Below are 26,472 nucleotides of genomic sequence, written 5' to 3'. Positions count from 1 at the left end.
CATTTGGCCACAGTATCCTCTTGTGACCATCATTCTATTTTTATTTAAATGGTGAGCGTTTAATGAATAAGCATGCCACCATTTACATCGAGTGTTACACCAGTCAAATAAGCTGACAGGTCACTTGCCAAAAATAGTGCTGCATTTGCAACGTCTTGTGCTTTACCTAAACGGCCCAGCGGAATACCAGCCAGAATGTCGTGACGACGGTCATCATTCATTAAACCGCCAGTAATATCAGTCTGAATTAGACCGGGAGTAAGAGAATTTACACGAATCTGGTCACCACCAAACTCACGAGCCATCGCTTTTGCCAGACCTAACACGCCTGCTTTAGCAGCGCTATAGTGTGGCCCGCCAAAAATACCACCGCCGCGTTGTGCTGAAACTGAAGATAGGCACACAATGCTTCCACCACCGTTTGCTTTCATAGATGGAATAACAGCTTGTGACATAATCAGTGTTCCGCGCAGGCTGACATCTAAAATACGGTCATAGTCATTGCGCTGAATATCGAGGGTTTTAACTGGCTGAGTAATGCCCGCATTGTTAATTAAAATATCAATCTTGCCATAGTGCTGTAGTGCTTGTTCAACAGCTGCTTTGACCTGTTCTTCATTTGCAACATTTGCAGCAAGTCCTAAATGACCGTCACCAAGCGCCTTTGCAGCGTTTTGGCTTTGAGCAAGATCTAAATCAACAATAATGACTTTGGCACCCTGTTGTGCAAAGATTTCTGCGGTTGCTCGCCCAATTCCACGTTCTGATGCTGCACCAGTAATTAATGCCACTTTTCCTTGTAGTAACATGTTGAATCCTCTTTTACGCTTTATTTCCTGAGTTCTGACTTAGAATCCCTTTTTTCACAAAGCCCAGCAATCATGTCGAATTCAACTAGGCATGAAAAAAATTCATGTCTATGCTATTTTCAAATAAGTTTTAGGGATAAAAACGGATTATTTCATGGACAGTAGTGAAAACAATTTCAATCAGATGCCCTCTATTAAAACATTACAGGCTTTTGAGCAAACTGCCCGTTTTGGCAATGTTGCTAAGGCAGCCGAGCATTTGAATCTCACCCCTTCGGCAGTGAGTCACCAAATTGCTAAGCTTGAAGAAATGATTGGGCAGAGTTTATTTATTCGTGGTGCCCGTGGTGTGACACTTACTCCTTCAGGTGAGCGCTATTTTCAAGATGTCACCACCATTTTGCATAACCTAATGTTAGCCACGGAAAAAGCTGCCGATAAAAGCCCTAAAGACAGTTTATATATTCATTCATCCCCAAGTTTTGGTTTACTTTGGTTGCTCCCTCGCCTTGAATCATTTAAAGAAAAGTTCCCCATGATTCAGGTTAATTTGTCGTGTTCGTATGAAAATTTGCACTTTACCCGCGATAAGATCGACATTGATATTCGGCATGGTTTACCCAACTGGACAGGGGTAGAAATCAGAACCATTCGTAATGAAAAACTTGAAGTGCTTGCGTCCCCTAAGCTACTGGAACGTAGTCCTGTGCATAAACCTCAAGATTTATTAAAGAAAGATCTGATTTTATCGCGCTCAACCTTAGTGACTTGGCCCCAATGGTTTGCCCATCAGGGTTTAAGCATTCCTGAATTTCCCTACACTTTGAGTTTTGACCGCTCTTATATGTCACTTGAGGCAGCCACACACGGGCTAGGTTTTGTTTTAGAAAGTAATTTACTCACTCAAAATTACTTAGAATCTGGAAAGTTGGTTAGAGTTTTTGCAGATGAGCTATCGATTCCAATCTCTGCTCATCACTTGGTATATCCACGAACCCACCAATTTATTCCTAAAATTGAGCTATTTTTAAACTGGATTCATGATGAATTGTCAGGCTGAGAAATCATTTCTTAAATGATCTGAATTTGCTCAACTCGTAAGTGATGCATCATCTCTCGGATAAATACAAAGTAGGTAAAAATATAAAGCTGATTTGGATCCACTTGGTTTGTGTAGTAACTCAAACGCTCAATAAAACTATTAAATCCATTCTCAAGCTCGATACGGCTGATTTGCTTTTTAGCACTAAAAAATAACTCACTGAGTTGTGTCATGGTGGTATCAGCCGTAACGGCTATACCATTTATATTGAGATTTCTGAGTGGCTGCGACTCGATGATTTCTTCAATAAAATAAATCATCTTTTCAATCGCAAGCTCATCAATAACACCATTGCTGATACTTTTTGAATTAATAAAAACTAGGCCCTGCTCAAGGTGAATGGGCTGGTTATCTAAGTCAAATGACATGCCATTAAGACCAAGTGAAAACTTTAAAACCGAGTTGGGATGATTCATAAAAATAGCTTACTGCTGAAGTTTGCTAATAAAGTTAATTTGTTTATAACCCTAAATGGTATCGACTGTTCAATACTCAGCATTAACTGATCGATTATTATTAACACTATATATAATAAAAACCTCTTTAAAAAGATGAAAAATCAATCTTATATTCATCCAGTCTTACTATTACAAAATAGAGTATAAGCATGAAAAAATTAGCAATTTTAGGTGTTACGGTTTATAGCTTTGCACAACTGGCAAATGCAGCAACGTTAAATGTAAAACCATATGGTACGACTCAAGACGGCCAAAAAGTTGATCTATACACCATGAGTAATAACAATGGAGTCTCGGTATCTTTTATTAGTTTTGGTGGTGTAATTACACAAATCTTGACTCCCGATGCCCAAGGCAAACAAAATAATATTGTTTTGGGCTTTGATGACCTAAAAGGCTATGAAGTCACTGATACCAAGGAAGGCATTCATTTTGGTGGATTAATTGGTCGTTATGCGAACCGGATTGGTAATGCTAAATTTAGCTTAGATGGGAAAACGTATAATCTTGAAAAAAATAATGGCCCGAACTCATTACATAGCGGCAATCCTGGTTTTGATAAACGTGTTTGGCAAGTTAAACCCCTCATTTCTAAAGGTGAAACTGTTAAAGCTTCTCTGAAGTTAACCAGTCCAAATGGAGATCAAGGTTTTCCTGGAAAATTAGATGTAGAAGTGATTTACAGTCTTTCAGATCAAAATGAATTCAAGATTGAATATAAAGCCAAAACTGATCAGCCTACAGTCGTCAACCTTACCAACCACAGTTATTTCAACTTATCAGGCGCTGGGAACAATCCTTATGGCGTGCTAGATCATGTGGTACAACTCAATGCAGACCGTATATTGGTAACTGATCAAAACTCTTTACCAACAGGTGAAATTGCTTCAGTTGCAGGTACACCTTTTGATTTTCGAACGCCTAAAGCAATCGTAAAAGATATTCGAGCAAATAATCAGCAATTGGCCTATGGATATGGCTATGACCAAACTTGGGTAATTAATCAAAAGTCTCAAGGGAAACTCAATCTTGCAGCTATTGTGGTTGACCCAAAATCTAAACGGACCATGCAAGTCTTAACCACTGAACCAAGTGTCCAAATGTATACAGCCAATCATTTATTAGGAAATATTGTTGGCGCAAATGGCGTACTCTATCGACAAGCAGACGCACTAGCATTAGAAACACAGCATTTTCCAGACAGCCCGAATCAACCGGCTTTCCCGTCTACACGTTTAAACCCAAATCAAACTTATAACAGTGTTACCGTATTTAAGTTTGGTGTTCAAAAATAGTCTTTCTAATGAGGCTATGTTCATATTAAAAAGACTCTCAGCTGAATATGGCTGAGAGTCTTTTCATTTATTTAACTTTTGTGTTTGGTAAAAGTGCTGTTGCAAAACCAAGTAATGGCAACAATGAACATAAACCAAATACCCATTCAATGCCGTTAATATCCGCTAAATGCCCTAGCCCCGCTGCGGCAATACCACTTACCCCAAACATAAGGCCAAACATTAAACCTGCAATCATGCCTACACGGCCCGGAACAGCTTCTTGTGCATAAACCACCATCGCTGCAAAAGCAGATGACAACACCAAACCTGCAATAATTGAGAAAACTGTTGTCCAAAATAGGTTTGCATACGGCATCATTAATGCAAACGGTGCCATACCAATAAATGAAACCCAGATCACAGCTTTACGGCCAATTTTGTCACCAATTGGACCACCTGCAAATGTACCTACAGCCACAGCTGCCAAAAAGGCAAATAAGTGTAATTGAGCTGTTTGAATACTAATATGGAACTTTTGAATTAAATAAAAAGTAAAGTAGTTACTAATGCTGGCAATATAAGTAAATTTAGCAAACATCAACACACTAATTGTGCTCAAAGCAATAATGAGCTTACGGCCATGCAATTTAGTATGTACTTGAGTTGCACGTGCAGCTACCTGACTTTTAGCATGGTTTACTGTCCAACGGCTTACCCCAAATAAAACCCAAATCGCTAAAAGTGCAAATATCACCAAGCCCGCAACTGCATGCTGCCCAAACGGGACAATCAGTAACGCTGCTAATAATGGACCAATGGCAGTACCTGTGTTTCCGCCCACCTGAAAAGTCGACTGAGCTGTACCGAAGCGCCCACCCGATGCCATACGCGCCACACGCGAAGCTTCTGGATGAAAGGTGGCAGACCCTACCCCAATCAGTGCAGATGCACATAACAACACAGCAAAACTTGGTGAAAATGCCAACAAGATAATGCCGCAGAATGTGACGACCATTCCCAGTGGGAGAAGATACGGTTTTGGATGTTTATCGGTATAAAGTCCAATCCAAGGCTGTAGCAGCGAACCTGTAATTTGATATACAAACGAAATCAGGCCAACCTCCGCAAAACTCAGCGAAAAGTTTGCTTTTAGCATTGGATAGATGGCTGGTAGCACTGCCTGAATTAAATCGTTCAGTAAATGTGCAACCGCCACGGCGCCTACAATTTTAATAATCATTCCTTGAGACTGATCATTTGCAACGGTATTGGCAATACCATCTTTCAATTGTATTGAAGACGTCATACCTGAAAAACTCCAATATTTTTAAATGAGATGCTTATTGTAAATTGTCGCTTATAAAGTTATCTTCCAATAATCATTGTATAAGTGACAATTTTTAGGATAGTTTATGTCCGATTCTCTTATTCAGTCCGATTTGTCTGAATTGGTAATTGGACTCTCTTCCGAGCATTCTTACCGAGAAATCACGCCTACTCATACACATACGCGTGCTCAGTTTTTATATGCATCTACCGGAAACATTCAAGTTTTTACACCTAATCATGTATGGATTGTGCCGCCCATGTGCGCGTTATGGATTCCGGCAAATGTAGAGCACAGTGTGATTTCACTGAGTCACGTTAAGTTAAATACGGCACTGGTTGAAGTAAATGCAGCCGCTCGAATGGGACAACATTGCTTTATTATTCGGGTGAGTAACCTGCTGCATGAACTTTTAATACGTTTAAATGAAATTGAACGAGAGGAAACGCCAAATACAGCAACCTCTCAAGAGCTTTCCCGTTCTTTACAAATTTTGATCTTTGAAGAAATACAGCGAGCCAATTTATTGCCTATCCAGATACCGTGGCCGAAAGACAAAAGACTCTTAAAAATTTGCCAAGAGTTATTACATACGCCTAACCATTCAAGAGATTTAACAGATTGGGCTGATGATATTGGCGCGAGTTCTAGAACTTTAATGCGTATGTTCCAGAAAGAAACGGGGCTATCTTATCGGGCATGGGTACAGCAAATGCATATTGCACTTGCCTTGAGTAAAATTGCGAATGGCGAATCTATTGCTCAAATTTCAGAGTCACTGGGGTATACCAACCCCAGCGCGTTCAGTGCGATGTTTAAGCGACATCTAGGTAAAACACCTCAGCAGTTTAGAAGTGCTGCGATGTCGCTATAAGTCTTTTTTTTTGCAGGGATCTCATGCTTTTCAAGCAAATCATCGAAATCATGATAAACATGAAGTTCTCGATCTTTAGCTGTTCTTGCATGATCTAATCGTTGTTCAGGATCGACTAAAACAAGAGTATGGCCATCATCAATCAGACGATCTACACCTTCTAAGAACATACGTTTACCCACATCGTGGATAAGTGAAATCTGGGTTAAATCAATCACGATTGTGCTTTGGTCCGTTGTCTCGTCTTGTAAAATACGCAACAACATTTCAGCTTCGGTAAATTTCAATACGCCTCGAAGCACATACACACTTAACGATGCATCTTTCCCAGTACGGTAATGACTTTGTACAATCGTTTGTGCAGAAGGCGTACCTTCCATGAGATGTAATCCCATGTCACGAGATAATCGCTCTAAAATATCAATTCCTCGAACACTATGACCGTGCTCATCTAGTCGAGGTGAAAAAGCAGCAATACTAACTTGACCCGGCAACACCCCCAAAATACCGCCTGCTACACCACTTTTAGCAGGAATACCGACAGTTGAAAGCCAGTCACCCGCGGCATCATACATACCACAGCTCATCATGACACTGAGTACTTGTCTAACTACAGATCGGTTCAGTAATCGTTTTCCAGTTTTAGGGTCGACCCCGCCATTGGCAAGTACACTGCCCATGCGTACTAAATCTTTAACTGTAACCATGATCGCACATTGACGAATGTAACCATTCACAATATCGACAGGGTCAGTTTCCAAAATCCCCACCGTGCGCAACATATAACCGATCGAAAGATTACGGTAGGCTGTTTTGACTTCCGAATCATAAACAGACTCATCAAAACTTAATTCGCGACCAGCAAGCTCGCTCATAAAACGTCGTAGAATTTCTGCACTATGCAAACCATGTTTGACCTGAATCAAGGAATGTACAGTAATTGCACCAGAGTTAATCATCGGATTTTTTGGACGACCATCTTTACCCAATGAAATTTCATTGAAGGCTTCCCCCGAAGGCTCTACCCCTACTTTCGCAAGAACTGCATCAATACCAAGTTGTTGTAAAACATAAGCATACACAAAAGGTTTAGAAATCGATTGTATGGTGAATTCAACATCATCATCGCCGACCGAATAAATTTCACCATCTACCGTAGACATTGCTAAAGCTAATCGATTTGGGTTTGCATTTGCCAACTCAGGAATATAATCGGCGAGATGACCGCTGTTATCGATGTCACAGGCTTCTATAACATTTGCCAAATAATCTGGGAGAGGGGTTTTCATGGTCAGTAACCTTAAATGAGGAGATTTACAACATCGCGCAAAATTTCAGCACAACCTGCTGATAATATTAAAATTATATCTTTTGTAATGAGTTAAAAATCACGATATAAATATTTTAATTCTGTTCTCTTATTTATTTCAAGCTCATTATAGTTTTTTCAAAACTTTAAACTGAAGATTAGCTTATTCTTTCTACAAACAAGATTCCATTTAAATGATCGACCTCGTGTTGAACAATACGAGCAGGAAAACCGTGAAAAATTGTTTCAACTGCTTCACCCTGAAGTGTTAAGTATTTCACCTTAACCATTTCTGCACGTTCAACTTGTCCACGCTCATCCGGTACACTTAAGCAGCCTTCTTCGCCCAAACACGTTTCACTCGAAAATTCTAAAATTTCTGGATTTACCATGACCACAGCATTCATTTCAGGCGCATCCGGATAGCGTGGATTTGGTCGAGAAGCCACAATAATAATGCGTTTAGAGATATAAACTTGCGGTGCAGCAATCCCCACTCCATTGCGCTCAAGCATAGTTGCATGCATAGCATCAGCAAGCTGATAAAGCCAATTACTGTTTAACTCATTTGCCGAAACAGGAGCCGCAATTAGTTTTAAAATATCTTCACCACGCTTTGCGACAGGTAAAACCACACTCATCCTTTGAATCTCTTATTAAACTGGCTATGACTAGTTTTATTGTGTCGCTGAACGGCCCAAAAGAAAAGTCATTCCTACATCTGTTTTTGTTTTATCTAAAGTGTTTTTTGTTTTAAAGCTTTTTGATCTGAGTAAATCCATTCGGCGTTGCCCTATAGAACAAATTTCCTCCATTTACTTTTATTTCACTTTTCCATTAATATCCAAACTTCAATTACAACAATTAAGTAAAAAATGGATCAGGAATTAACTTTGCAGGACGCGAACTATCTTAATAAAGAAGATAAACGAACTCTTGCCCTTTCTTCATTGGGTGGAGCTTTAGAGTTTTACGATTTTGTGATTTACGTGTTTTACGCCAAAATCATTTCCGACCTCTTTTTCCCCAGCACACTTAGTCCGTTTTGGGCCATGCTCAACACTTACGGCATTTTTGCAGCAGGTTATTTTTTTAGGCCTTTGGGTGGGGTTGTCATGGCCCATTTTGGTGATTTGGTCGGGCGTAAAAAACTATTTTCGCTTTCTATTTTACTGATGGCGCTGCCTACCCTATTTATCGGGATTTTGCCAACTTTTGAAAATATCGGATATTTGGCACCGCTACTTTTATTACTCATGCGTGTGGTGCAAGGGATTGCGATTGGGGGTGAAATTCCAGCCGCATGGACATTTGTTTCTGAGCACGTGCCTGAAAGAAAAATCGGACTAGCAAATGGTTTATTAACTGCCGGACTGTCTTTAGGAATTTTACTAGGCGCGCTCATGTCTTTATGGATTTCACTTAATTTTAGTGAAGGACAAATCCATGACTGGGCGTGGCGTATTCCTTTCATTGTGGGTGGTATTTTTGGACTCGTTGCACTTTATTTAAGAACGTATTTGAAAGAAACCCCTGTGTTTAAAGCCATGCAGGCCCGTAAAGAAATTTCTAAAGAAATGCCTGTAAAACAAGTCTTAAAAACGCATAAAACAGCCGTTGCAATTGGCATGTTATTTACATGGTTTTTAACGGGATGTGTGGTGGTGGTGATTTTAGCCATGCCAAATTTGTTGATTGGTTCATTTGGCTTTGAGCGCGCACAGACTTTTGAAATGCAAAGTGCAGCCATTGTCATGCAAATGGTGGGCTGTATTTTAGCAGGCTATTTTGCTGACCGTTTTGGCTGTGGCAAAGTCATGATGGTCGGTGCGCTTGCCGTGGCACTTACAGCGGCAGTTTTTTATAACAGTTTAGGTCATGCGGCACATTCAACCATTTTTGGTTTATATATGTTGTTAGGTCTATGCTCAGGTACTGTCGGCATGGTGTCGAGCAGTATGGTTAAAATGTTCCCCGCGCCTGTTCGCTTCTCGGGCATTTCATTTTCTTATAATTTATCGTATGCAATTGTTGGTGGTATGACGCTACCTTTAGTTCATTGGCTCAGCCAATATAGTGATATTGGTGCGATGTATTATATTTTCGCGCTAACCATTTTGGCCTTTGTAACTGCCTTTGTGTTTTGGAATAAGTTTGAAAAAAACAGGTATTAAAAATTTTCACTTATTAAATAAAAAACCACGCCGATTGCGTGGTTTTTTTAATACTGCTTATTTTAGAAAGTAAACCCAATATTAAAGTTAATACGGTATAACCATTTATCACTATTTGGTGAAGTTGCAGAGGTATAACCCGTTGAGTTGGTTGCCCCACCAATAATGTTAGAGTTTTTACCCCACGTATAATCTGCCCAAACCATAAATGGTGAAGCAATAAACATCATCCCTGTGGTATTCATTTGCGAGTCTGACCAATCATCACGTTTTTTATCAAGATAACTATAATCATTATAAAACTTAATGGCTTTTAGCTTGCCCATATTGGTCACAGGCAACGTATAGGCAAGGTTTAAACTGGCAATGGTTCCTTCCGAAGCAATGAAATAAGCAGGTGTAAAACCATTATTGCCCATTAAGGTCATGTCACTATTTACACCATCCGGATTTTTAGCATCGTACTGATAGTGAATGACCGAACTTTGTAAGTTAAAGCGTTTGTAGTTGTTTTCGGTATGCAAACCGACTGCATAATATTTACCGTCTTTATCAGTCACTTTGTTATGTAGCTGAGCGATTGCACCCGAGACACCAAACTCTTGCTTACCGAAATCAGTTTCTAACTTGCGCACAATGCGGGTATTAAACTGATGACGTTTTTCATTCTGATAAGCTTTTTGAGATGGAAATGCATTTTCTTGCAAGTCATCATAAGTTGCACTTTCAGGTGAATAACGCAAGTTGGTTTCTAACATTTGCGGGTAATAACCGAGTTTTACATCCCAATCTTTGTCGTGATAATTCCAGTTAAGCCCCGGTGCAATGTTATTGCCATATCCTAAAAAGAATGGAATATGATAGGTCCAGCCATTTTGCGGATAGGGATAAATCGTAAATGGTTTATAAACCAGGCCCGCTTCAATGCTGTTATTGGCATCTAGGTTATAGCCCACGTACGCTTTTTCAATGGACGTTTTCTGTTGGTCTTGAAATAGATAGCTGGCGTTGATATAGGCATCATCAAACTTACCTTTGAGATCTACCCTGAAAATATCAAAATAGAGCTTACCGAAACCACGGTTTGGCCCTTCCCAATCTTCATAACGTTGATTTAACCGAACCACCCCACCTAACTTTAATGAATCCGTACCATCATCACTTTTCCATTCAAGCAATGAGTCTTTTGCAAATGCATTGACGCTTACCCCCAGCGTAAGCGGTGCAATGAATGCCATGATCAATGAAGTCTTTTTCATCTCTACATCCTTGATTGAGTTCCAGCGTCCTGCTGGAACTTTATTTGTTTTACCTGTAAAACTTCGTTTTTATTGTTTTTTAGACAAAAAAATTTATCTAAAAAAAGGATGGCTTAGCAGCTCCCATCGCATATGTACTAAACCATCCAAACTGGTTAATACAGTTTCTTTTGCGGTGGACCCGCGAAGTTTAATGGTCCAATCGAGTTCATATCGAGCTCAATCACGGTTGGTCCTTCAAAAGCGACAGCCTCTTGAATAACCGTTTTAAACTCTTCTGCACTACCGACTTTCCAGCTTTTCACACCCATTGATTCGCCAAGAAGTTTGTAGTCGGGTGTATGTAATTCATTGAAATACTGACGACCACCGAAGTAGTTATTTTGAATGCCACGCATTACGCCATAACCACCGTCATTCATAATCATTAGGACCATATTGGTGTTTTCTTGCACCATAGTTGCAATTTCACCAATACCCAGCATTAAGCCGCCATCACCGACTAAACCAATTACTTTTTTGTCAGGGTTAGCAATCGAAGCACCGATTGCTGTTGCAAGGCCTAAACCAATTGCACCCGCAAGTGAGTGGATGTTTTGGTTTGGCGCTTGTACCGGGAATAAACGACTGCCCCATGTACTACCCGACATGGTGATGTCACGTACAAAAATGCCGTCTTGAGGTAAAGCTGCACGTAAGTGATCACAAATTAAAGCGTATTGGTCGATTTGTTTACGCAGTGCATCAATCGCAGCTTGTTTAGCAGCTACTACAGCAGCATCGTAATCGGCATCAACTTTTGAAGTTCCTTGAAGCTGTTCTAACACACGTGTTAAGACATCTTTAGCATCGCCACAAATGAAGTTGCGGATTTTGTAATTACGTTGCTGAGCCACAGGGTTTGCATCTACCTGAATAATGTTTTCAGGAAATTCAACCGAATAAGTTTTTGTTTCATTACTACGTAAACGAGAACCCACTACCACCATCAGGTCAGCATCTTTTAATAATTGCTCAACACCTGCCGAGTTATGGAAAGCACCTAAGCTACGTGGATGGTCATCTGGCAACACCCCACGAGCATGAGTCGATGAAACAACCGGAATACCTAAATCTGCAATTGCTTTCACTTCAGCAACACTGTTTAAAGTTCCACCACCAATCCAGAAAATCGGGCGTTTTGCTTTTTTGATTTCACTGACAAGAAGATCAATTTCAGCTTGCTCTGCCTGTGGCAACTCAAGTGCTTTCACTGGCCCAAGATTAAGTGGCAAATCAATCTCTGCTGCTTGTACATCAATGGGTAACTCAACACTTACTGGCCCCATTGGAACTGTAGTTGCGACACGAATAGCCTCACGAATCACACCAACAGCATTGTCTGGGCTGGTAATACGGAACGCCGCTTTGCTTGATGCACGTAAGAATGTAAGTTGGTCTTTGGTTTCATGAATGAAGCTTGCATCACGGTCAAGGTACTCACGCTCAACTTGCCCCGTTAAATGCAATACAGGGCTACCCGCATTCATTGCTTCAATCAGTGAACCCACTGCATTACCAGCGCCAGCACCTGTACTGGTCAACGCTACACCTAAGCCTTTAAAGCGTGAGTGTGCATCTGCCATAGTAACCGCACCCGCTTCACCACGTGCTGCAACAAAGCGCATTTTTTCACGGCGCCCTACCGCATCGGCAATAGGTAAATTGTGGATGGAAATAACACCATAAATACTATCAACTTGGTGCGCTTCTAAAACTCTTGCGATTGCTTCGCCTACATTTACACGTTCAGTCATGTCTGTTCCTCAAAATTTGTTTTCAGTCCTTGAATTTATTAATCGCACCAAGGGTTAGGCTGTTCATTCAGCCCCATATAAATACTCTTTTGTTGCATGTACGATAAAATGCCCAAACGGCCTTTTTCGCGCCCAATCCCACTGTCTTTAAAGCCACCAAACGGCGCACTAATCGAGAATTTTTTGTAGGTATTAATCCATACCGTTCCCACTTCTAAGGCACGTGCAATACGCCAAGCTTTACGATAGCTTTCAGTCCAAATACCTGCGGCAAGACCAAAACAACTGTCATTGGCTTGGGCAATTAAATCTTGCTCGTTGTCATATTTCATAACCACTAAAACAGGGCCAAAAATTTCTTCCTGACAAGTTTGAGCACTGTTATTTAAGCCCGTAATAATCGTTGGTAAGTAATAGCTTCCTTTGGCATAGTCACCAGTCGTAAGTGCCTCACCACCAATCAGAACCTGACCACCTTCGCTTTTAGCAAGTTGCACATAGCGATCAACTGACTGCAAATGTTTGTCATTGACCAGTGGTCCTAAATGCACGCCTGCCTGTTCCGGATGGCCCACACGTAAACCTTTGGTAATTTCAACCAAACGCGTTAAAAACTGATCGTAAAGACTGCTATGAATAAACAAGCGAGAACCTGCAATACACGCTTGGCCTGCCGAGCTAAAAATACCGTAAGCCACACCTTTAGCAGCCAGTTCGACATCTGCATCCGGTAAAACGATGGTTGGTGACTTACCACCTAACTCAAGCGAAGTGGTAATCAGTTTATCTGCAGCAATATGTGCCAAATGACGACCCGTGGTTGTTCCACCTGTAAAAGAAATTTTACGAACCAATGGGTGCTGAGCAATTGCGTCACCAATGATAGAACCACGCCCCACTAACACACTAAGTAAGCCTTTTGGTAAACCAGCCTCTTCAAAAATTTTGGCAAGCTCTAAAGCAATGAGTGAAGTTGCTTCTGCTGGTTTTAACACTACAGCATTTCCTGCTGCCAAAGCTGGAGCAAGCTTTTGAACTTCACTCGCAATTGGAGAGTTCCAAGGAGTAATAGCTGCCACAACCCCTACAGGTTCATGCACACTCATGGTCATAAAGTCTGGAGCACGTTGAGTGGTGAGCTCATCGTTCAGTGTTTCACATGCAGCTGCAACATAACGTGCAGTTGCCGCAGCACTCATCACCAAGCCACGAGTTTCGGTTAAAGGCTTACCATTATCGCGGGTTTGTAGTTTTGATAATTCATCTACACGCGCTTCAATAATGTCTGCAACTTTGTAGAGAATACGTGCGCGCTCATGCGGCAAGCTGTTTCTCCAGCTCGGTTGACGCCAAGCCTGTTCTGCTTTTTCAATTGCTTCATTTACATCTTCAAGCGTTGCTGTTGAAAGCTCAGCGTTTACCGACTGATCTGCCGGAAACAGGCTTTGAATGACTGCACCACGGCCTAATCGCCATTCACCCGCAATATAAATTTCCTTTGCCATGATCAAATCCTTCTTAAATCTGTATTGCTTCTACACTGTTGCGACAAGCACGAATCACGCTAAGCGCAGCCAAAGTTGATGTTTTCGGGTTACTTGGCAGCGGCACACCCACCAGTTCAATGGTCATTTGTCCAAAGCCACCTTCCGCCACAATGGTGTGTTTGTTCTTGTTGATAGTTGGATCAACAGTTAACTCAACCATGGTTTCATCCATTCCAAGCCCTGCAAGTGCAATCGTTGCTGCAACGTTGGCATTGGCCGGAAATTTCATAGCAGCTTCACGAGCAGTTCCAGTAAAAAAGACCGTAGGTTCTGAAACATGGTCTAAATCGACCAATTGCTCTGCATAACTGCCCTTCCAGCTCTTTGGACTTTTACAGCCTTTATAAGTGACCTTTTGCAAGCCACCTTCTTTAGCAGCAGAAATACCGTCAATACCTGCGATAGCCCCTGCCAGTAAATGCAGATGGGCATCATTTTTTTCGGCAGTTTGCTTAAGCTGAACCAAAAATTCACTATCAGCCAAAGTACCCACCGAAATCAGACCAATGGTCCAGCCTTTCGCTAAAACTTTTTGAGCATGCTCTTTTACTGCTGCTTGACCTGCCACCTCAATGACATAGTCTGGTGTACCATCACATTGCTCAATATCTGAAATCACTTGAATGTCAGAAGAGACTTGTGATTGCACTTTTTCAATGCTGCGAGATGGCACTACAATCCACTTGAGTTGCAGATCTTGAGGCAAGTGGGCATACACTTCTGCTGCCATTGCACCAAAACCAATCATCATCAACTTTTTCATGACAGCACCTGATATTTATAAATGTTTGTTAAAACCACCCGAGACATCTATTGCCGAACCTGTGGTGTAAGATGCCAATGGTGATGCCAAGAAAACTAAAGCACGTGCAGGCTCTTCTGGACGGCCTAAACGCTGCATAGGAATGCCACGATTTTTTGCGATATTGCCGGTCCACTCTTCCCATGACAGATTTAAATCTGAACGGGTTTCATAACGGCGTTTCCACTGCGCAGATTCGACCATTCCGAGTAAAATCGAATTCACACGAACGCCATATTGAGTAAATTCATGTGCCAACGAATGGGTTAAATTCAACAGTGCAGCACGTGCAGATGAAGTCGCAATCATGTGCGGTTCCGGTTGCAATGCCAGTAACGAGTTCACATTGGTAATTGAGGCATTTGCCGACTGTTTTAAGTCGTCAAGAAAAGCCCGTACCGGATGTAAAACACTGAAATATTTCAGCTCAATCTCTTTCATCCAGTCTTCATCTTGCGTATTTTCAAAATTTGAAACACGGCCTTGTCCAGCATTGTTAATAAGCATGTCCACATTGCCCAAATTGAGTTTGACCTCTTTGGCAAATTGCTGAACTTCTTCTTTTTTCAAAACATTACATGCTTTGGTAAAAATATTGGCATGTGGAAATTTTTCTAAAATATAGTGCTTAGAAGCATTTAAACGTTCTTCATCGCGACCACACCAAGCAACTTTTGCACCCTCTGCAACCAGTATTTCAACAGCAGCCAGCCCAATCCCAGATGAGCCACCGGTAACAACTGCAACTTTTCCTTCAACTTGGAAGCTCATAATCCTTAATCTCTCTTACGATTGTTCCTGAATCGTCAACATAATTTGGTTAAATGCTTGCGGTTGGTCGACATAACTTAAATGTCCTGCATCTTCTATGACGAAGCGCTGTTCCAACTGCAATTCCTGAGCAAGCTCTTGTATACCTAACGCAGGAGTGATTTGATCTTGCTGCCCTGCAATCACTGTGCATGGGACTTTTAAATCGGTTAAATAATTACGTATTTCGTCATATGCCAGTAAGTACGATGCATGTGTGAAACCTTGTAAGGTCAACTGCTGCATCACTTCTGAAACTAAAGCTAAGGCTTGTGGCTCTTGTTTATAAATCAAATGAGGTCCACGGCTTTGGGCCATTCCTTTAGCACCGAGTTCTTTCAACATTTTTGGTCTTTTTTCAAAAACCTGAATTTGTGTCTGTTCATCGTGGCGTTGGTAGCCTTGCGCCAAGTTAGCGACCACCAAGTGTTTCACTCGCTCCGGACAAAGTGCAGCAAATGCACTGCCCTGTAAGGCACCTAATGAGTGTCCCACTACAATTGCTTTTTCAATTTTTAAAGCATCGAACAACCCTGCCAAACGCTTTGCGTAGTCGGTCGCATTCGGTTGATCCGTTAAAAGTTCATCTGATTTGCCATAGCCCGGTGCGTCCCAGGCAATGACATGAAAATGATGAGACAGCACTTCAAGTTGGTTTACCCATGAAGCAGAACCGGAACTGATGCCATGCAACAGCACAAGGTATTCGCCCTGACCAGCTTCCCGATAGGCTTGCTGCTGGCCTTGAACATTGACCGTTTTCACCGGAAATTCTGCTAACTTTTCAATGAGTGTCATCATTTTTAATTCTTTCCTTCATTCACTTCATCAAACAATTAACGTTTGATTTGAGACAATGGATGCTCTGGTGGATAGTTAGGAATTGTTGGTTTACCTGTTCCCAACATCACACACATCAAGGCGTCTTCTTGACCTGGGTTAAACAAACCACGGTAAATTCCCGGTGGAATTGAAATCAGGTCACGCTCTTTTAAGCGGGTCTGGAATTTCTCGCCGTTGTGCTCAATAAACAAATCAATTTCGCCGCGGAGCATAAAGAAAACTTCTTCAACGTCGTGGTGAATGTGCAAAGGACCTTCACACTGTGGTGGTAACACCATAGTCGAAAACGTAAAGTTCTCTGCAGGTACAGTATTGCTGTCATTTGCAACACCAGTTGCACCCGTACCCATATAGCGCATTTGAGCACGGCGATATTTCGGGTCGTAATCGGCTTGGAACTTCAAAGCCTCAAAGTCATATTTACGAGTCTCAAAGCGAGCAATACGTGTGTTTAACCAATCTTCTAAAGAAGCGCCTTCCGGCTGTTTCCACGATTCGAATTGTTGTGTAGTCATTTTTTAAACTCCTATACAGTGAATTAATAACGTTTTAAAAGAGGAACCAAGAACAACGACCCAATGACAGCGACTGCAGCCAAGAAGGTAATTCCCAAATTAAAACTATGTGTTTGCATCACGATGTAACCGATCAGTACAGGTGCAATTGCACTTGCAAAATTGCCTAAACCGTTAAATATTCCACCCGCTGTCGCACCTACATTTGAGGTGGTTACTCGGGCAAGCAGAGCAAATACCGCAGCTACTCCAAAGCCCCACGCCATAGCACTTAAAGACATGGCAGCAATAATCAATAATGGCTCAGTCATAATGACCATCACATACATGAAGATGCCCGCGAGTAATAAACCGCTAAATACTTGAATTGCGCGGCGGCCTAATTTGTCAGATAAAAACGCACCAACCACTTCGCCAATTAACATGGCAATGAATGGAAAGCTTGAATACACCCCAAACTCTTTGAGGTTGAATCCTTTGTCTTGCATGAGATAAGAAGGAACCCAACTGTTTAGGCCCCACAAATAAGTCATTAAGGCAATATTGAATAAGCACACCAACCAGAACGCGCTATTGCTCACAAGTACTTTGGTATTGGCGATATGGCCTTTGAAGTTAGTACGTTTACTTTCACCTTCAAGCTCAACAGTTTTCTTGAGTTGCAAGTTACGCAGACCAAAAACAATGCTTAAAATTGCAATGAGTGTGAGCGCAGCCATCACAAAAAAAGTGGTATGCCAGTCGTGGTGTGCCAGAACGGCTGCCGTAATTGGGAACCCAAGGAATGCACCAATCGGTGTACCCAGTAAGAACATGGTTGAGGCACGTGCCTGCTGACGGTCTGTATAAGTCTGCTTCACAATGGTGTACGCCAAAGCAAATAGCGGACCTTCTGCCAAACCGAGTAGAACCCGTAAAATCAACATGCCTGAGTAGCTGGTGGTAAAGCCCATGCAAAGCATGAGTAAACCCCAAGAAGTCACACTCCAGAACAACATTTTCTTTGGGTTAAAAATGTCGCCTAAAAAGCTTAGGAAGACTGATGAAAAACCATAAGCAAGTAAAAAACTTGTCATGAGCCATCCGAGCTTGGCTTTATCTTCAGCAATTCCCATCGAGCTTTGAAAATGTGGGTCTGAAAATAAAACCGCAATACTGATCTTGTCGAAAAATGCCAGTACTACACACACCATAAGGACAAAAGCAGGTACCCAATGCTTTAATCCACTTTTTTCTTCATTACTCATGTGTCATTCCTTCGATTTGGTAATGAGAACCAGATTTAATGTTTACGGTTTTAACTTCATGACATTAAATTCAGCATCTGCTAATAATTTTGGATCTAAAACGGTATTGGCTTGCATCCAACGCTTTGCCAGTTTGATTAACTTCGAGTCATTAATGGCAATCATATTCAGCAAGCGATTTTCATGGTCCAGATATAAATAGCTCACCTGATCTTCACCACCTTGGCGAATCACCACTTCTTTGGTTTTTTCAGGTTGATATGTTCCTAAAATCTGGATATTAAAGTGATATTGATCAGACCAAAGCCAAGGAATATCGGTATATTCAGTTTCAATTCCGAGCATTGATTTCGCAGCTGCAATCGCCTGATTTTGTGCATTTGCCCAAGACTGAATGCAATAGCCCAAACCCGGATGAATCGCGACATCACCTGCGGCATAAATGTCTTGATCTGAGGTTTGTCCAAAACAATTCACCACAATGCCATCTTTCACATCGAGACCAGCGTGTACCCCTAACTCTTTCGCGATCTCAGCGCCTGCACCTACTACAACACAGTCAAACAACTGACTATGTTGAGGATGGTTCACCACTTCAACTTTTTGATCTGGTGCTTCCACTAAGTGAAGGCTCTTGCTGTCTAAATGAATTTTTGTGCCTTGAGCCTCATGCATATTTTTTAAAAATGCAGAAACTTCCGGACTCACACTTCTTGCACATAAGCGGTCGCCATATTCAAAAATATGAACATCTTTCCCTTGCTTACGCGCAGTTGCAGCGATTTCCAAACCAATCCAGCCACCGCCAATCACAGCCACATTTTTTGCATTCTTTAAAATTTCAGCCAGACGTTCACAGTCACGTACATTTCGCAAAGTCACAACATTTGGAATGAACTGCCATGTATTGACGGGTACACGGGCGCGGCTTCCTGTTGCAATCAACAATTTGTCATACGGCAAAATCTGACCACTTTCTAAATGAACCTGCTTTTGCTCGCGATCGACTTTTGTTGCAATTTCCGGTTTGTGCCATTGAATGTTGAACTCTTGAACCTGTTCTGGAGAGAACAGATTCAAACTTTCATAACTTGCTTCTTTTGAAAGTACTTGCTTAGACAGTGGCGGACGCTCATAAAACACGTGATCTTCATTTGAGACCACATGAATTTCACCCACATATCCATTTTGACGTAAGGTACTAACTGCCCAACCTGCAGCCTGCCCCGCCCCTACAATTACAATCTTTTCCATAGCCTTTCTTCCTTGTAAAGCAATGCCTGTTACACAGGCTTCACCTGACGGCGGGTTTTGTCATCAAGACCACCTTCAATCGCCCACTCGGTGAAAAGCTCTAGACGATGTTCTTCTACACGTGGCTGCCATTCTTCGGTCAAATAATCATCGTTGGTGTAATATTCAAATGCACCACCCAATGGTGAGTTGACGTACCAGAAATAAGCAGAAGAAATTGGATGACGTCCCGGTCCAATAAAGGTTGACCACTCTGAACGGTTCATATGTAAACCGCCTCCAATCACCTCATGAATATCACGAACAACAAATGCAACGTGATTTAGGCCCGCAGATTTATTTGGAACGCTAAGTAAGAATAAATCGTGGTGATAACCTTCACCGCGGCAACGTAAGAATGCACCGCGATTTTTGTAAGCATCAGATAAATGAAAGCCTACTTTTTCAATATAGAAGTTTTCAGTAGTTGCTAAATCCGGTGTGAAGAACACCACATGTCCAATCGCAACAGGTTGACCTTTTTCATAGACAGGACTTGCTGCATTCACACGTTGAATGTTGCCGTATTGGTTAATACCTTCCGTTTTAAGTTCTGGTACTTCTTTTACAAAACTTTGTTCAAAACGAATGGTCATGCCATTTGGGTCAAGACACTGAACTGTATTTTCAGTACGTTTAAAACCGTCTACATCGGCTAAACGAGCTGCCAAGTCTTCAAGGTCTTGAGCATTTTCAACACCCCACGTAACTTCACGTAAAGTTGAACCTTGCTCAATAGCAGGCGGTAAACGGTTATCATCACAATTAAATAGATAAATCTTGCTGCCGTTTTGAGTCTGGTATAAATCTGCACCTTCAATATCCGAAGTACTTTTGCTTAAACCAAAATCTGCCAAAAACTTGTTTGAAGCGGCTCTATCTTCAACTCCAAACTTTAAAATCTCGATCCCTGTAATCATTTGACTACTCCTTAGTTAAAGACAAAACCGCCATTGACCGGAATATTTTGACCTGTCACAAAAGAGGACAAATCCGACAGTAGATACAATGCTGTTCCATTTAAATCTTGTGGAAGTTGCTGGCGTTGAATCGCTCTTCCGTTGACATATAAATCATGACGTTCCTGTGGCACATACTCGGTTGCTTCAACCAGAGTCAGCCCCGGAGACAAGGTATTGACACAGATATTGAACTGCCCCAACTCTCTTGCCATTGAACGTGTCATGGCAACAATTGCACCTTTACTCGCCACATAAGCCATCAGGTTTGGCGCGCCCCAAAGTGCTGTATCGGAAGCAACATTAATAATCTTGCCGGCAGCCGATTGTTTTAAATGTGGAATACACGCTTTTGTAATTAACCATGTACCTTTCACATTAATATTCATGACCCGATCCCAAAGTTCAGGATCGTAATCAATCATATTTTTTCCACCGACATTGGTTGCAAGCGCTGCACAGTTCACAAGTCCGTCTAGTCCTTGTAATACTTCCACGCTTTTTGCGACAGCATTTTCAATAGAGTCTGCATTGGCAAGGTCAACTGTTACTGCATGAACGTTTAGCCCTTGTTGCTGTAACGCTTGCGCTTCTTGTTGCACCAAGTCAGACAAAATATCTGCCATCACAACTTCAGCACCAGCCTCGGCAATAGCTTGAGCGAAATCCCGCCCTAAACCACGTGCAGCACCAGTCACTAAAACTTTTTTGCCTTGCAACAACGCTACATTAGCCATGAGCTTCTTCCTGCATCTCGATACGGTTTGATGCATTTAGCGCAGCAATTTTCTTTAATTGCTTTTCAGCTTCTTTTTTCATTAAACGGCGTAAACGTGCAAGCCCTACATCGTGTTGATATAAGAATTCTCGTGCACGCGCATTTGGCGCAAGGTTTTCTAAAATAATTCGGTCTTGTTCCAATACATCCCAATGCAACTGTTCTAAATGATTGCGATATAAGAAGCGCCATACATTACGTTGCCAACCACTCACCTTACGGCAGCGCCAGAAAAATACACGGGTATTGTTAGCATCAATTGGCGTTGCGTAACCCACAATCCAGAATTCACCACCCGGACCAAACTGTTTACGGTAAGGAATTGAAAGACGTAACCAACTTGCACCGGTCGAACCATATTCAACCCAGTCAAAGTTCACACCTGTTTGGCCTTCTTTTTCAAAAACAAAACCATTTTCAGTTGTGCGGTGTTTCATCTCTGCGGTACGTTCACCTTCTGCCATTGAATGTGAAGTACAGTGCAAATATGTACCGTGCATTGGGTCCATGACGTTATCAATGGCATATTGATGGTTTACTTTCCAGTCTGCTTGGCAAAGGAATGAACTCCACTCTTCGCTTGCCAGTTGTTCTGGGAACTCAAGCGGTGCAGGTTGTTCATTTGCATCGATACCAAACCAGATGAAGATTGCACCATGCTGTTCAATGACCGGATAGCTCTTTAAACACTTGGTTCCAGTCATTGGGCATTCATGAACGGCTGGCACATCAGCAACCACACCATCAGCACGAACTTCAACACCGTGATACCAGCAAGCAACTCGATCACCCAAGTTCCAGCCGAGTGAAAGACGAGCACCGCGGTGTGGACAGCGATCTTCAAGCGCATGTACCTGACCTTCGGCATCACGCCAAACCACAATGTTTTCACCTAAACGCGTAATCCCAACCGGATTAGCAGCGACTTCCCAACTTGCTAAAACCGGATGCCATTGGTCACGTAAACCAAGTTCTAAATATTCTTCAGCGCTTTGTGAAGTTGATACGATTGCGTTCATTTTATTCTTCCCTGAATCAATAACCTAAACGTTGCATTTCTTCTGTAAAGCTCTCAGAAGTCCATTCATCACCAGATTCAGAGCGGAAACCCTGTTGATTAAGTGCAGAAACAACCTCATCTAATTCTGTTGCGCCCGCAGAAAATGCCTGAATCAAGTTCTTTACAAAGTCTTGTTCGTAGAGAGTCGGTTCTTTATAACGTGTTTGCCAAACCAACAATTCAGATTGACCTGGAACTTGAATATTGTTGATACCTGCTTCGGTTGCTGGCGTTGCATGAATCCAGCTTGCCAACTTTTCATTAAATTTCTTCATTGTTCTGCTTCCTTGTACATGTGAGGACTAGAGTTGAATTTGAATATCCTGTCCTTCAACACGAACTGGGTACGTACATAGGTTTCTACACCCGGGTCCACTTTTTAGCTCACCTGTCTGAATGTCAAAAATTGCTTCGTGCAATGGACATTCCACAGTTTGATCTTCGATAAATCCTTCCGTTAATAAGGCATACGCATGAGGGCAAACATTTTCGATAGCGAAGTAATTTTCATCGACAAAAAAAACACCAATTTTTTTCCCTTCAACTTCGACGGCTTTCGGCTCATCTTCGCTAACGTCACCCTGCTGACAAACTGAGATCCAACTCATACCTTGCGTCCTCATTTTGTTTTATATACAAAACATAATTTGATTTTCAAAACACAAGCTAAGCATAATCCTCTTGATTAATTTTTGTCAAAGTAAAAATAAACATTAAAATCAATTGATTAATAAATTTTAAATAATTTGTTACGTTTCAATTTGGAAACAATGTTTTAAATATAAAAATTGTTTTATGTAATCTTTATAATTACAATAGTTCTAAAATAAAGCATAATGCCCCAATTCGAACCCTGTTTTATTTATAGGAAAACGACACGAATGAGCCTAGAGATTGAAGAAGATTCGCAAGAATCAGAAACAACAAAAAATGATGATCGGTATTTAGTACCAGGGCTTGTGCGTGGTTTAGCCATCTTGCAAGCATTTAATCAACAAGCACAAGAAATGACGATTACAGAAATTGCCGAAATTTTGGAAGTGAACCGTTCTAGTGCATTTCGGCTTATCTATACACTTGAAGCTTGCGGTTACTTAAGAAAGGCTTCACAAAAAACATATGCGCTTGATTCAAAAGTTATGGAGCTTGGTTTTAACAGTTTATCAAAGCTTTCATTACTTGATTTATCAACGCCTTTAATGAAAGAACTACGTGACCAGACCAAACTTGCAGTACACCTGACCGTTTTAGAAGGTACACACATTGTTTTTGTAAATAACGTTCAATCTATGGGTACGTTTACCAGCAATATTAGTTTAGGTACTCGCTGGCCTGCCCATGCTACAGTTATTGGTCAAATGTTATTGTCAGATTTACCAGAGGCAGAAGTACGACAACGCTATCGCAATTTTAATGACTGGGATAGTTACTCAGAACTTACTCCAACCAGTTTAAAAGCGTTATTGCAAAAATTAAATTATGTAAAAACTCAAAAGTCGATGGTGAGCTGGGGGCATTACAACCATGACATGGCTGCTTGTGCTGCTCCTATTTTCAAACAATCAAATGGAAAAATGGTGGCTGTCCTTTCAGTCAGTTGCCCAATTACCACTTATGATGAGAAGACCTTTAAAGAAGATATCGCCGCTCTAGTCATCGCAACGGCAGATAAAATTTCAAAATTTATCTATTAAAAAAAGCGACGTTAAGTCGCTTTTTTTGTACTCTTATTTCTTCAATTAAAAATTACGCTTAAAAATTTCACCATTCATATCCTGAAAACTCAGTGTTGAATGATTTTCTTTAATATCAAACTTTAAGTACTGCTGTTTAAACTGTACTACTGCATAAAACTCTTCTGCCCCATCATCTAAACCTGTCGCAGAGGCCTGAGTGCCTTGTGGAAAGTCCTTGAGCCAAGCAGCGTTATAAAAATCCGATACTGAATTAAAATCTATATATTTTTCAGGCTCACCCATAATTTTTGCAGCAATTTGATCAAACTGTTGTTGTTTATAAGTATCTAAACTCAACAACATGCTTATTCTCCCAATTAAAGCTGCCCAGCATCTAAGTTCTGCTTTCTTTTAACCTTTTCCCATTGATACCAACCATAAGCTGCCATTAATACAAAGGCTGCGTATAAGGCTGAAGTTAAAAACAGATCTTTATAGATAAACATGCCGACATAAACAATATCGACAAATACCCAAAGGATCCATGTCGCAATATGCTTTCGGCTGGTCCAGTAAGTTGCAAGCAAACTAAATGCTGCAAGCTGTGAGTCAAGCATTGGCACCGCTGCATCGGTAAAGTTTTTAAGCACCAAACCAAAGAGCAAACCACCTACCGCGGCAATAATCATTTGAATGATAGCTGTTTGAACTGCAATAGGCTCAATTCGAATGTCATGATCTTGCTGTTTTCCTTTGAGCCAATAGTAAAAGCCATAAAAATTTACGACCATAAAAAAGAATTGCAAAATCGTTTCGCCATAAAGCTTAAATTCGTAAAACAAATAGGCATATAGGACAAAAGCAAAGAAATTAAACAGCCAGCACCACATATTACGGATTACCGTTAATCCAACTCCAATGAGGCTAATTAAGACCGCGAAAATTTCTAGAGGTGACATAAGAGAAGCTGCTTATTGAGATCAATTTGACAGCGTATTATGAGAAAAATATAAAGCGAAGCAAACTGCTAATTTAAATAAATCATGGAAAATAACATGTCTAAGGATTTATCCTTTTCGCATGAAATTGATTTATTTCAATGCACAGACAAAAGAAATACTGATCGAGTTACTAACAATTTCTATTTGCTAGTTTTTCAATGATTGTTTAAAAGATAATGAAAGACAAATAAAAGAGCATGAAAATATGTCAAATCAAGAAGGAAAAGTCAGCCGTGAAACTCGCGGACATATTTTTTTAATTGGCTTAGATCGGGCAGCAAAACGTAATGCTTTTGATAGTCACATGATCAAAGACTTATCACTAGCGCTCACCGAATATGAAAATAATGACGCCCTGCGCTGTGCGATTGTTTTTGCTCACGGTGACCATTTTACAGCTGGTTTAGACCTAGTTGAGTTACAGCCTAAACTCGCTACGGGTGTGTTTGATTTTAGTGAAAACGAAATTAACCCTTGGGGCACAATAGGCCGAAAACTGAGTAAACCTTTGATAGTGGCAGTGCAGGGTTATTGCTATACCGCTGGTATAGAACTATTTCTGAATGCAGATATTACGATTGCGAGTGAAAATACCCAATTTGCTCAAATGGAAGTTCAACGTGGCATCTTACCTTTTGGCGGAGCAACTGCACGTTTTACTCAAGCCGCGGGTTGGGCCAAAGCCATGCGCTATTTGCTCACTGGTGACTCTTTTGATGCCAAAGCAGCTTTTGACATGAACCTCATTACAGAAATATGTCCAGAAGGTACGGAGCTTAAACGTGCTATAGAACTTGCTGAACATATCGCGCAAGCTGCACCACTTGCTGTAAAAGCGACCCTCGCCTCTGCTCGTGAGGCAGTCAATGAAGGTTACGAAGTGGCTTTTAACCAACTGCAAAACCATCTTCAGCCTTTACTCACAACAGAAGATGTTCAAGAAGGTGTTTTCGCCATGCTGCAAAAAAGACCTCCTGTTTTTAAAGGTAAATAAGTCCTACTCAAGCACTGCGCTCTACAGTTTAAAACTTATGGATATACCGAAATTAGTGAAAAAAAAGCCCACATGATGTGGGCTTTCTTTTATAAATGTACTTTATTCAACTCTAATGATTTTACCAAATTCATTATGGTGAACGACCGTAATTTTTTGGCTACGGCCCTGCTCAATTTCTTGCACAGGCAAATCAAAATAGCGCGCATAGTCATCTGTCTGTTTCATGTTAAGTTCACTACCTTCTACACGGCGTTCAGGCAATACATGACTCCAGAGTAGCAACCCGACTGCACAAGCAATCAGCGCTGTAATACCATGTTCAATACCTACACCGAATGCACTGAATAAACGATGTACTAAATGAGTTTTTTGCAGCTCTGCCAATACCCAGATAAACACGAATGGACGCCACAACAACAACCAAGCCGCCCACATCATGGCTGTGCTTGTTGTAGAAGCATAGCGTTTATGCCATGGCAATTGACGGCGTAAATCAATAATCAACGAATTTGTCTTCATTTCTCTTTACCTAACGAAGTGCTGTGGTTTTTCCCCAGAC

28 protein-coding genes are annotated in these 26,472 nt (G+C 41.2%); 6 read left to right on the top strand and 22 right to left on the bottom strand.

All coding sequences use genetic code 11. The features are described from left to right. Positions 1–59: 59 nt before the first annotated feature. Complete coding sequence (locus EG365_RS13365; RefSeq protein ID WP_000926498.1) at positions 60–809, bottom strand: SDR family NAD(P)-dependent oxidoreductase; 750 nt, start codon at positions 807–809, stop codon at positions 60–62. Between the two features lie 184 nt (positions 810–993). Between EG365_RS13365 and EG365_RS13360 the strand changes: the two genes are divergently transcribed. Continuing rightward, the gene (locus tag EG365_RS13360) at positions 994–1,869 is read left to right on the top strand and encodes a LysR substrate-binding domain-containing protein (protein WP_002000873.1); all 876 of its coding nucleotides are present in this window, start codon (positions 994–996) and stop codon (positions 1,867–1,869) included. A gap of 11 nt (positions 1,870–1,880) precedes the next feature. Here EG365_RS13360 and EG365_RS13355 read toward each other — a convergent pair whose 3' ends face one another. Then, positions 1,881–2,327: a hypothetical protein gene (locus EG365_RS13355; protein ID WP_001016338.1), complete on the bottom strand. Its 447-nt coding sequence runs from the start codon at positions 2,325–2,327 to the stop codon at positions 1,881–1,883. Positions 2,328–2,518: 191 nt separating this feature from the next. On the opposite strand from EG365_RS13355, the gene EG365_RS13345 reads away from it, so the two are divergent. Next, a complete protein-coding gene (locus tag EG365_RS13345; RefSeq protein WP_000731749.1) occupies positions 2,519–3,664 on the top strand; it encodes an aldose epimerase family protein in 1,146 nt (381 codons plus the stop codon). A 67-nt stretch (positions 3,665–3,731) separates the two neighbouring features. On the opposite strand, the gene EG365_RS13340 is transcribed toward EG365_RS13345, so the two are convergent. Further along, positions 3,732–4,952, bottom strand: a complete 1,221-nt coding sequence (locus tag EG365_RS13340) for an MFS transporter (RefSeq protein WP_000204260.1) — start codon at positions 4,950–4,952, stop codon at positions 3,732–3,734. Positions 4,953–5,058: 106 nt separating this feature from the next. On the opposite strand from EG365_RS13340, the gene EG365_RS13335 reads away from it, so the two are divergent. Continuing rightward, positions 5,059–5,847 (top strand): AraC family transcriptional regulator, encoded by a 789-nt coding sequence (locus tag EG365_RS13335; protein ID WP_001285132.1) that lies wholly within the window; start codon positions 5,059–5,061, stop codon positions 5,845–5,847. Here the strand turns inward: EG365_RS13335 and EG365_RS13330 are convergent. Beyond that, positions 5,814–7,136, bottom strand: coding sequence for a glutaminase (locus EG365_RS13330; RefSeq protein WP_000856712.1), 1,323 nt, complete (start codon positions 7,134–7,136; stop codon positions 5,814–5,816). The two genes, EG365_RS13335 and EG365_RS13330, sit on opposite strands and share 34 nt — an antisense overlap. A 178-nt stretch (positions 7,137–7,314) precedes the next feature. Beyond that, positions 7,315–7,797 carry a peptide deformylase gene (def, locus tag EG365_RS13325; protein ID WP_000117812.1) on the bottom strand — a complete coding sequence of 161 codons (483 nt, stop codon included), beginning with the start codon at positions 7,795–7,797 and terminating at the stop codon, positions 7,315–7,317. A 234-nt stretch (positions 7,798–8,031) separates the two neighbouring features. Between def and EG365_RS13320 the strand changes: the two genes are divergently transcribed. Further along, positions 8,032–9,330 carry an MFS transporter gene (locus EG365_RS13320; protein ID WP_000371873.1) on the top strand — a complete coding sequence of 433 codons (1,299 nt, stop codon included), beginning with the start codon at positions 8,032–8,034 and terminating at the stop codon, positions 9,328–9,330. Positions 9,331–9,392: 62 nt separating this feature from the next. Here EG365_RS13320 and EG365_RS13315 read toward each other — a convergent pair whose 3' ends face one another. The 14 genes from EG365_RS13315 to EG365_RS13250 form a co-directional block, all read right to left on the bottom strand. Next, entirely contained in the window at positions 9,393–10,589 is a 1,197-nt protein-coding gene (locus EG365_RS13315) for a hypothetical protein (protein WP_000753775.1), read from the bottom strand. Between the two features lie 155 nt (positions 10,590–10,744). After that, positions 10,745–12,385, bottom strand: a complete 1,641-nt coding sequence (locus EG365_RS13310; protein ID WP_000140233.1) for a thiamine pyrophosphate-binding protein — start codon at positions 12,383–12,385, stop codon at positions 10,745–10,747. A gap of 38 nt (positions 12,386–12,423) precedes the next feature. Next, positions 12,424–13,890: an aldehyde dehydrogenase gene (locus tag EG365_RS13305; protein ID WP_001040562.1), complete on the bottom strand. Its 1,467-nt coding sequence runs from the start codon at positions 13,888–13,890 to the stop codon at positions 12,424–12,426. 13 nt (positions 13,891–13,903) lie between these two features. Continuing rightward, positions 13,904–14,695 (bottom strand): aspartate dehydrogenase, encoded by a 792-nt coding sequence (locus tag EG365_RS13300; RefSeq protein ID WP_000735778.1) that lies wholly within the window; start codon positions 14,693–14,695, stop codon positions 13,904–13,906. Positions 14,696–14,710: 15 nt separating this feature from the next. Next, on the bottom strand, positions 14,711–15,505 hold the full coding sequence (locus EG365_RS13295) for an SDR family oxidoreductase (RefSeq protein ID WP_000009973.1): 795 nt from the start codon (positions 15,503–15,505) through the stop codon (positions 14,711–14,713). A gap of 15 nt (positions 15,506–15,520) precedes the next feature. Next, positions 15,521–16,345: an alpha/beta fold hydrolase gene (locus EG365_RS13290; RefSeq protein WP_000988614.1), complete on the bottom strand. Its 825-nt coding sequence runs from the start codon at positions 16,343–16,345 to the stop codon at positions 15,521–15,523. A 35-nt stretch (positions 16,346–16,380) separates the two neighbouring features. Beyond that, on the bottom strand, positions 16,381–16,902 hold the full coding sequence (locus tag EG365_RS13285) for a cupin domain-containing protein (RefSeq protein WP_000211626.1): 522 nt from the start codon (positions 16,900–16,902) through the stop codon (positions 16,381–16,383). A gap of 23 nt (positions 16,903–16,925) precedes the next feature. Further along, the gene (locus EG365_RS13280; protein ID WP_000064049.1) at positions 16,926–18,149 is read right to left on the bottom strand and encodes an MFS transporter; all 1,224 of its coding nucleotides are present in this window, start codon (positions 18,147–18,149) and stop codon (positions 16,926–16,928) included. Between the two features lie 42 nt (positions 18,150–18,191). After that, positions 18,192–19,403, bottom strand: a complete 1,212-nt coding sequence (locus EG365_RS13275; protein WP_000411870.1) for an NAD(P)/FAD-dependent oxidoreductase — start codon at positions 19,401–19,403, stop codon at positions 18,192–18,194. A 29-nt stretch (positions 19,404–19,432) separates the two neighbouring features. Next, on the bottom strand, positions 19,433–20,362 hold the full coding sequence (locus EG365_RS13270; protein ID WP_000627776.1) for a VOC family protein: 930 nt from the start codon (positions 20,360–20,362) through the stop codon (positions 19,433–19,435). A gap of 11 nt (positions 20,363–20,373) precedes the next feature. Then, complete coding sequence (locus tag EG365_RS13265; RefSeq protein WP_000024374.1) at positions 20,374–21,138, bottom strand: SDR family oxidoreductase; 765 nt, start codon at positions 21,136–21,138, stop codon at positions 20,374–20,376. Then, positions 21,131–22,198: an aromatic ring-hydroxylating oxygenase subunit alpha gene (locus tag EG365_RS13260; RefSeq protein WP_000991783.1), complete on the bottom strand. Its 1,068-nt coding sequence runs from the start codon at positions 22,196–22,198 to the stop codon at positions 21,131–21,133. Before EG365_RS13260 ends, EG365_RS13265 begins: the two co-directional genes overlap by 8 nt. A 16-nt stretch (positions 22,199–22,214) precedes the next feature. Further along, positions 22,215–22,514 (bottom strand): recombinase-like helix-turn-helix domain-containing protein, encoded by a 300-nt coding sequence (locus EG365_RS13255; RefSeq protein WP_000714349.1) that lies wholly within the window; start codon positions 22,512–22,514, stop codon positions 22,215–22,217. A 27-nt stretch (positions 22,515–22,541) separates the two neighbouring features. Continuing rightward, on the bottom strand, positions 22,542–22,847 hold the full coding sequence (locus tag EG365_RS13250) for a non-heme iron oxygenase ferredoxin subunit (protein ID WP_000118514.1): 306 nt from the start codon (positions 22,845–22,847) through the stop codon (positions 22,542–22,544). 273 nt (positions 22,848–23,120) lie between these two features. On the opposite strand from EG365_RS13250, the gene EG365_RS13245 reads away from it, so the two are divergent. Beyond that, positions 23,121–23,933, top strand: a complete 813-nt coding sequence (locus EG365_RS13245) for an IclR family transcriptional regulator (RefSeq protein ID WP_000051057.1) — start codon at positions 23,121–23,123, stop codon at positions 23,931–23,933. A gap of 45 nt (positions 23,934–23,978) precedes the next feature. Here EG365_RS13245 and EG365_RS13240 read toward each other — a convergent pair whose 3' ends face one another. Beyond that, complete coding sequence (locus tag EG365_RS13240) at positions 23,979–24,278, bottom strand: hypothetical protein (protein ID WP_000927126.1); 300 nt, start codon at positions 24,276–24,278, stop codon at positions 23,979–23,981. Between the two features lie 14 nt (positions 24,279–24,292). Next, positions 24,293–24,874 (bottom strand): nicotinamide riboside transporter PnuC, encoded by a 582-nt coding sequence (pnuC, locus tag EG365_RS13235; RefSeq protein ID WP_000074692.1) that lies wholly within the window; start codon positions 24,872–24,874, stop codon positions 24,293–24,295. 247 nt (positions 24,875–25,121) lie between these two features. Here pnuC and EG365_RS13230 point away from each other — a divergent pair, with 247 nt between their 5' ends. Further along, complete coding sequence (locus tag EG365_RS13230) at positions 25,122–25,910, top strand: crotonase/enoyl-CoA hydratase family protein (protein WP_000070455.1); 789 nt, start codon at positions 25,122–25,124, stop codon at positions 25,908–25,910. Between the two features lie 102 nt (positions 25,911–26,012). On the opposite strand, the gene pgaD is transcribed toward EG365_RS13230, so the two are convergent. Further along, on the bottom strand, positions 26,013–26,432 hold the full coding sequence (gene pgaD / locus EG365_RS13225) for a poly-beta-1,6-N-acetyl-D-glucosamine biosynthesis protein PgaD (protein ID WP_000856365.1): 420 nt from the start codon (positions 26,430–26,432) through the stop codon (positions 26,013–26,015). Between the last annotated feature and the right edge of the window lie 40 nt (positions 26,433–26,472).

It is taken from the genome of Acinetobacter sp. FDAARGOS_494 (genome assembly GCF_003812225.1).
GTDB lineage: Bacteria > Pseudomonadota > Gammaproteobacteria > Pseudomonadales > Moraxellaceae > Acinetobacter > Acinetobacter baumannii.
The sequence above is the reverse complement of the archived record's forward strand: the minus strand, read 5'-3'. Positions and strand labels throughout refer to the sequence as shown.

Excerpts from the sequence above, each read along its gene's own strand:
- EG365_RS13365 (WP_000926498.1), bottom strand. The coding sequence starts at position 809 with ATGTTACTACAAGGAAAAGTGGCATTAATTACTGGTGCAGCATCAGAA.
- EG365_RS13360 (WP_002000873.1), top strand. The coding sequence starts at position 994 with ATGCCCTCTATTAAAACATTACAGGCTTTTGAGCAAACTGCCCGTTTT.
- EG365_RS13355 (WP_001016338.1), bottom strand. The coding sequence starts at position 2,327 with ATGAATCATCCCAACTCGGTTTTAAAGTTTTCACTTGGTCTTAATGGC.
- EG365_RS13345 (WP_000731749.1), top strand. The coding sequence starts at position 2,519 with ATGAAAAAATTAGCAATTTTAGGTGTTACGGTTTATAGCTTTGCACAA.
- EG365_RS13340 (WP_000204260.1), bottom strand. The coding sequence starts at position 4,952 with ATGACGTCTTCAATACAATTGAAAGATGGTATTGCCAATACCGTTGCA.
- EG365_RS13335 (WP_001285132.1), top strand. The coding sequence starts at position 5,059 with ATGTCCGATTCTCTTATTCAGTCCGATTTGTCTGAATTGGTAATTGGA.
- EG365_RS13330 (WP_000856712.1), bottom strand. The coding sequence starts at position 7,136 with ATGAAAACCCCTCTCCCAGATTATTTGGCAAATGTTATAGAAGCCTGT.
- def (WP_000117812.1), bottom strand. The coding sequence starts at position 7,797 with ATGAGTGTGGTTTTACCTGTCGCAAAGCGTGGTGAAGATATTTTAAAA.
- EG365_RS13320 (WP_000371873.1), top strand. The coding sequence starts at position 8,032 with ATGGATCAGGAATTAACTTTGCAGGACGCGAACTATCTTAATAAAGAA.
- EG365_RS13315 (WP_000753775.1), bottom strand. The coding sequence starts at position 10,589 with ATGAAAAAGACTTCATTGATCATGGCATTCATTGCACCGCTTACGCTG.
- EG365_RS13310 (WP_000140233.1), bottom strand. The coding sequence starts at position 12,385 with ATGACTGAACGTGTAAATGTAGGCGAAGCAATCGCAAGAGTTTTAGAA.
- EG365_RS13305 (WP_001040562.1), bottom strand. The coding sequence starts at position 13,890 with ATGGCAAAGGAAATTTATATTGCGGGTGAATGGCGATTAGGCCGTGGT.
- EG365_RS13300 (WP_000735778.1), bottom strand. The coding sequence starts at position 14,695 with ATGAAAAAGTTGATGATGATTGGTTTTGGTGCAATGGCAGCAGAAGTG.
- EG365_RS13295 (WP_000009973.1), bottom strand. The coding sequence starts at position 15,505 with ATGAGCTTCCAAGTTGAAGGAAAAGTTGCAGTTGTTACCGGTGGCTCA.
- EG365_RS13290 (WP_000988614.1), bottom strand. The coding sequence starts at position 16,345 with ATGATGACACTCATTGAAAAGTTAGCAGAATTTCCGGTGAAAACGGTC.
- EG365_RS13285 (WP_000211626.1), bottom strand. The coding sequence starts at position 16,902 with ATGACTACACAACAATTCGAATCGTGGAAACAGCCGGAAGGCGCTTCT.
- EG365_RS13280 (WP_000064049.1), bottom strand. The coding sequence starts at position 18,149 with ATGAGTAATGAAGAAAAAAGTGGATTAAAGCATTGGGTACCTGCTTTT.
- EG365_RS13275 (WP_000411870.1), bottom strand. The coding sequence starts at position 19,403 with ATGGAAAAGATTGTAATTGTAGGGGCGGGGCAGGCTGCAGGTTGGGCA.
- EG365_RS13270 (WP_000627776.1), bottom strand. The coding sequence starts at position 20,362 with ATGATTACAGGGATCGAGATTTTAAAGTTTGGAGTTGAAGATAGAGCC.
- EG365_RS13265 (WP_000024374.1), bottom strand. The coding sequence starts at position 21,138 with ATGGCTAATGTAGCGTTGTTGCAAGGCAAAAAAGTTTTAGTGACTGGT.
- EG365_RS13260 (WP_000991783.1), bottom strand. The coding sequence starts at position 22,198 with ATGAACGCAATCGTATCAACTTCACAAAGCGCTGAAGAATATTTAGAA.
- EG365_RS13255 (WP_000714349.1), bottom strand. The coding sequence starts at position 22,514 with ATGAAGAAATTTAATGAAAAGTTGGCAAGCTGGATTCATGCAACGCCA.
- EG365_RS13250 (WP_000118514.1), bottom strand. The coding sequence starts at position 22,847 with ATGAGTTGGATCTCAGTTTGTCAGCAGGGTGACGTTAGCGAAGATGAG.
- EG365_RS13245 (WP_000051057.1), top strand. The coding sequence starts at position 23,121 with ATGAGCCTAGAGATTGAAGAAGATTCGCAAGAATCAGAAACAACAAAA.
- EG365_RS13240 (WP_000927126.1), bottom strand. The coding sequence starts at position 24,278 with ATGTTGTTGAGTTTAGATACTTATAAACAACAACAGTTTGATCAAATT.
- pnuC (WP_000074692.1), bottom strand. The coding sequence starts at position 24,874 with ATGTCACCTCTAGAAATTTTCGCGGTCTTAATTAGCCTCATTGGAGTT.
- EG365_RS13230 (WP_000070455.1), top strand. The coding sequence starts at position 25,122 with ATGTCAAATCAAGAAGGAAAAGTCAGCCGTGAAACTCGCGGACATATT.
- pgaD (WP_000856365.1), bottom strand. The coding sequence starts at position 26,432 with ATGAAGACAAATTCGTTGATTATTGATTTACGCCGTCAATTGCCATGG.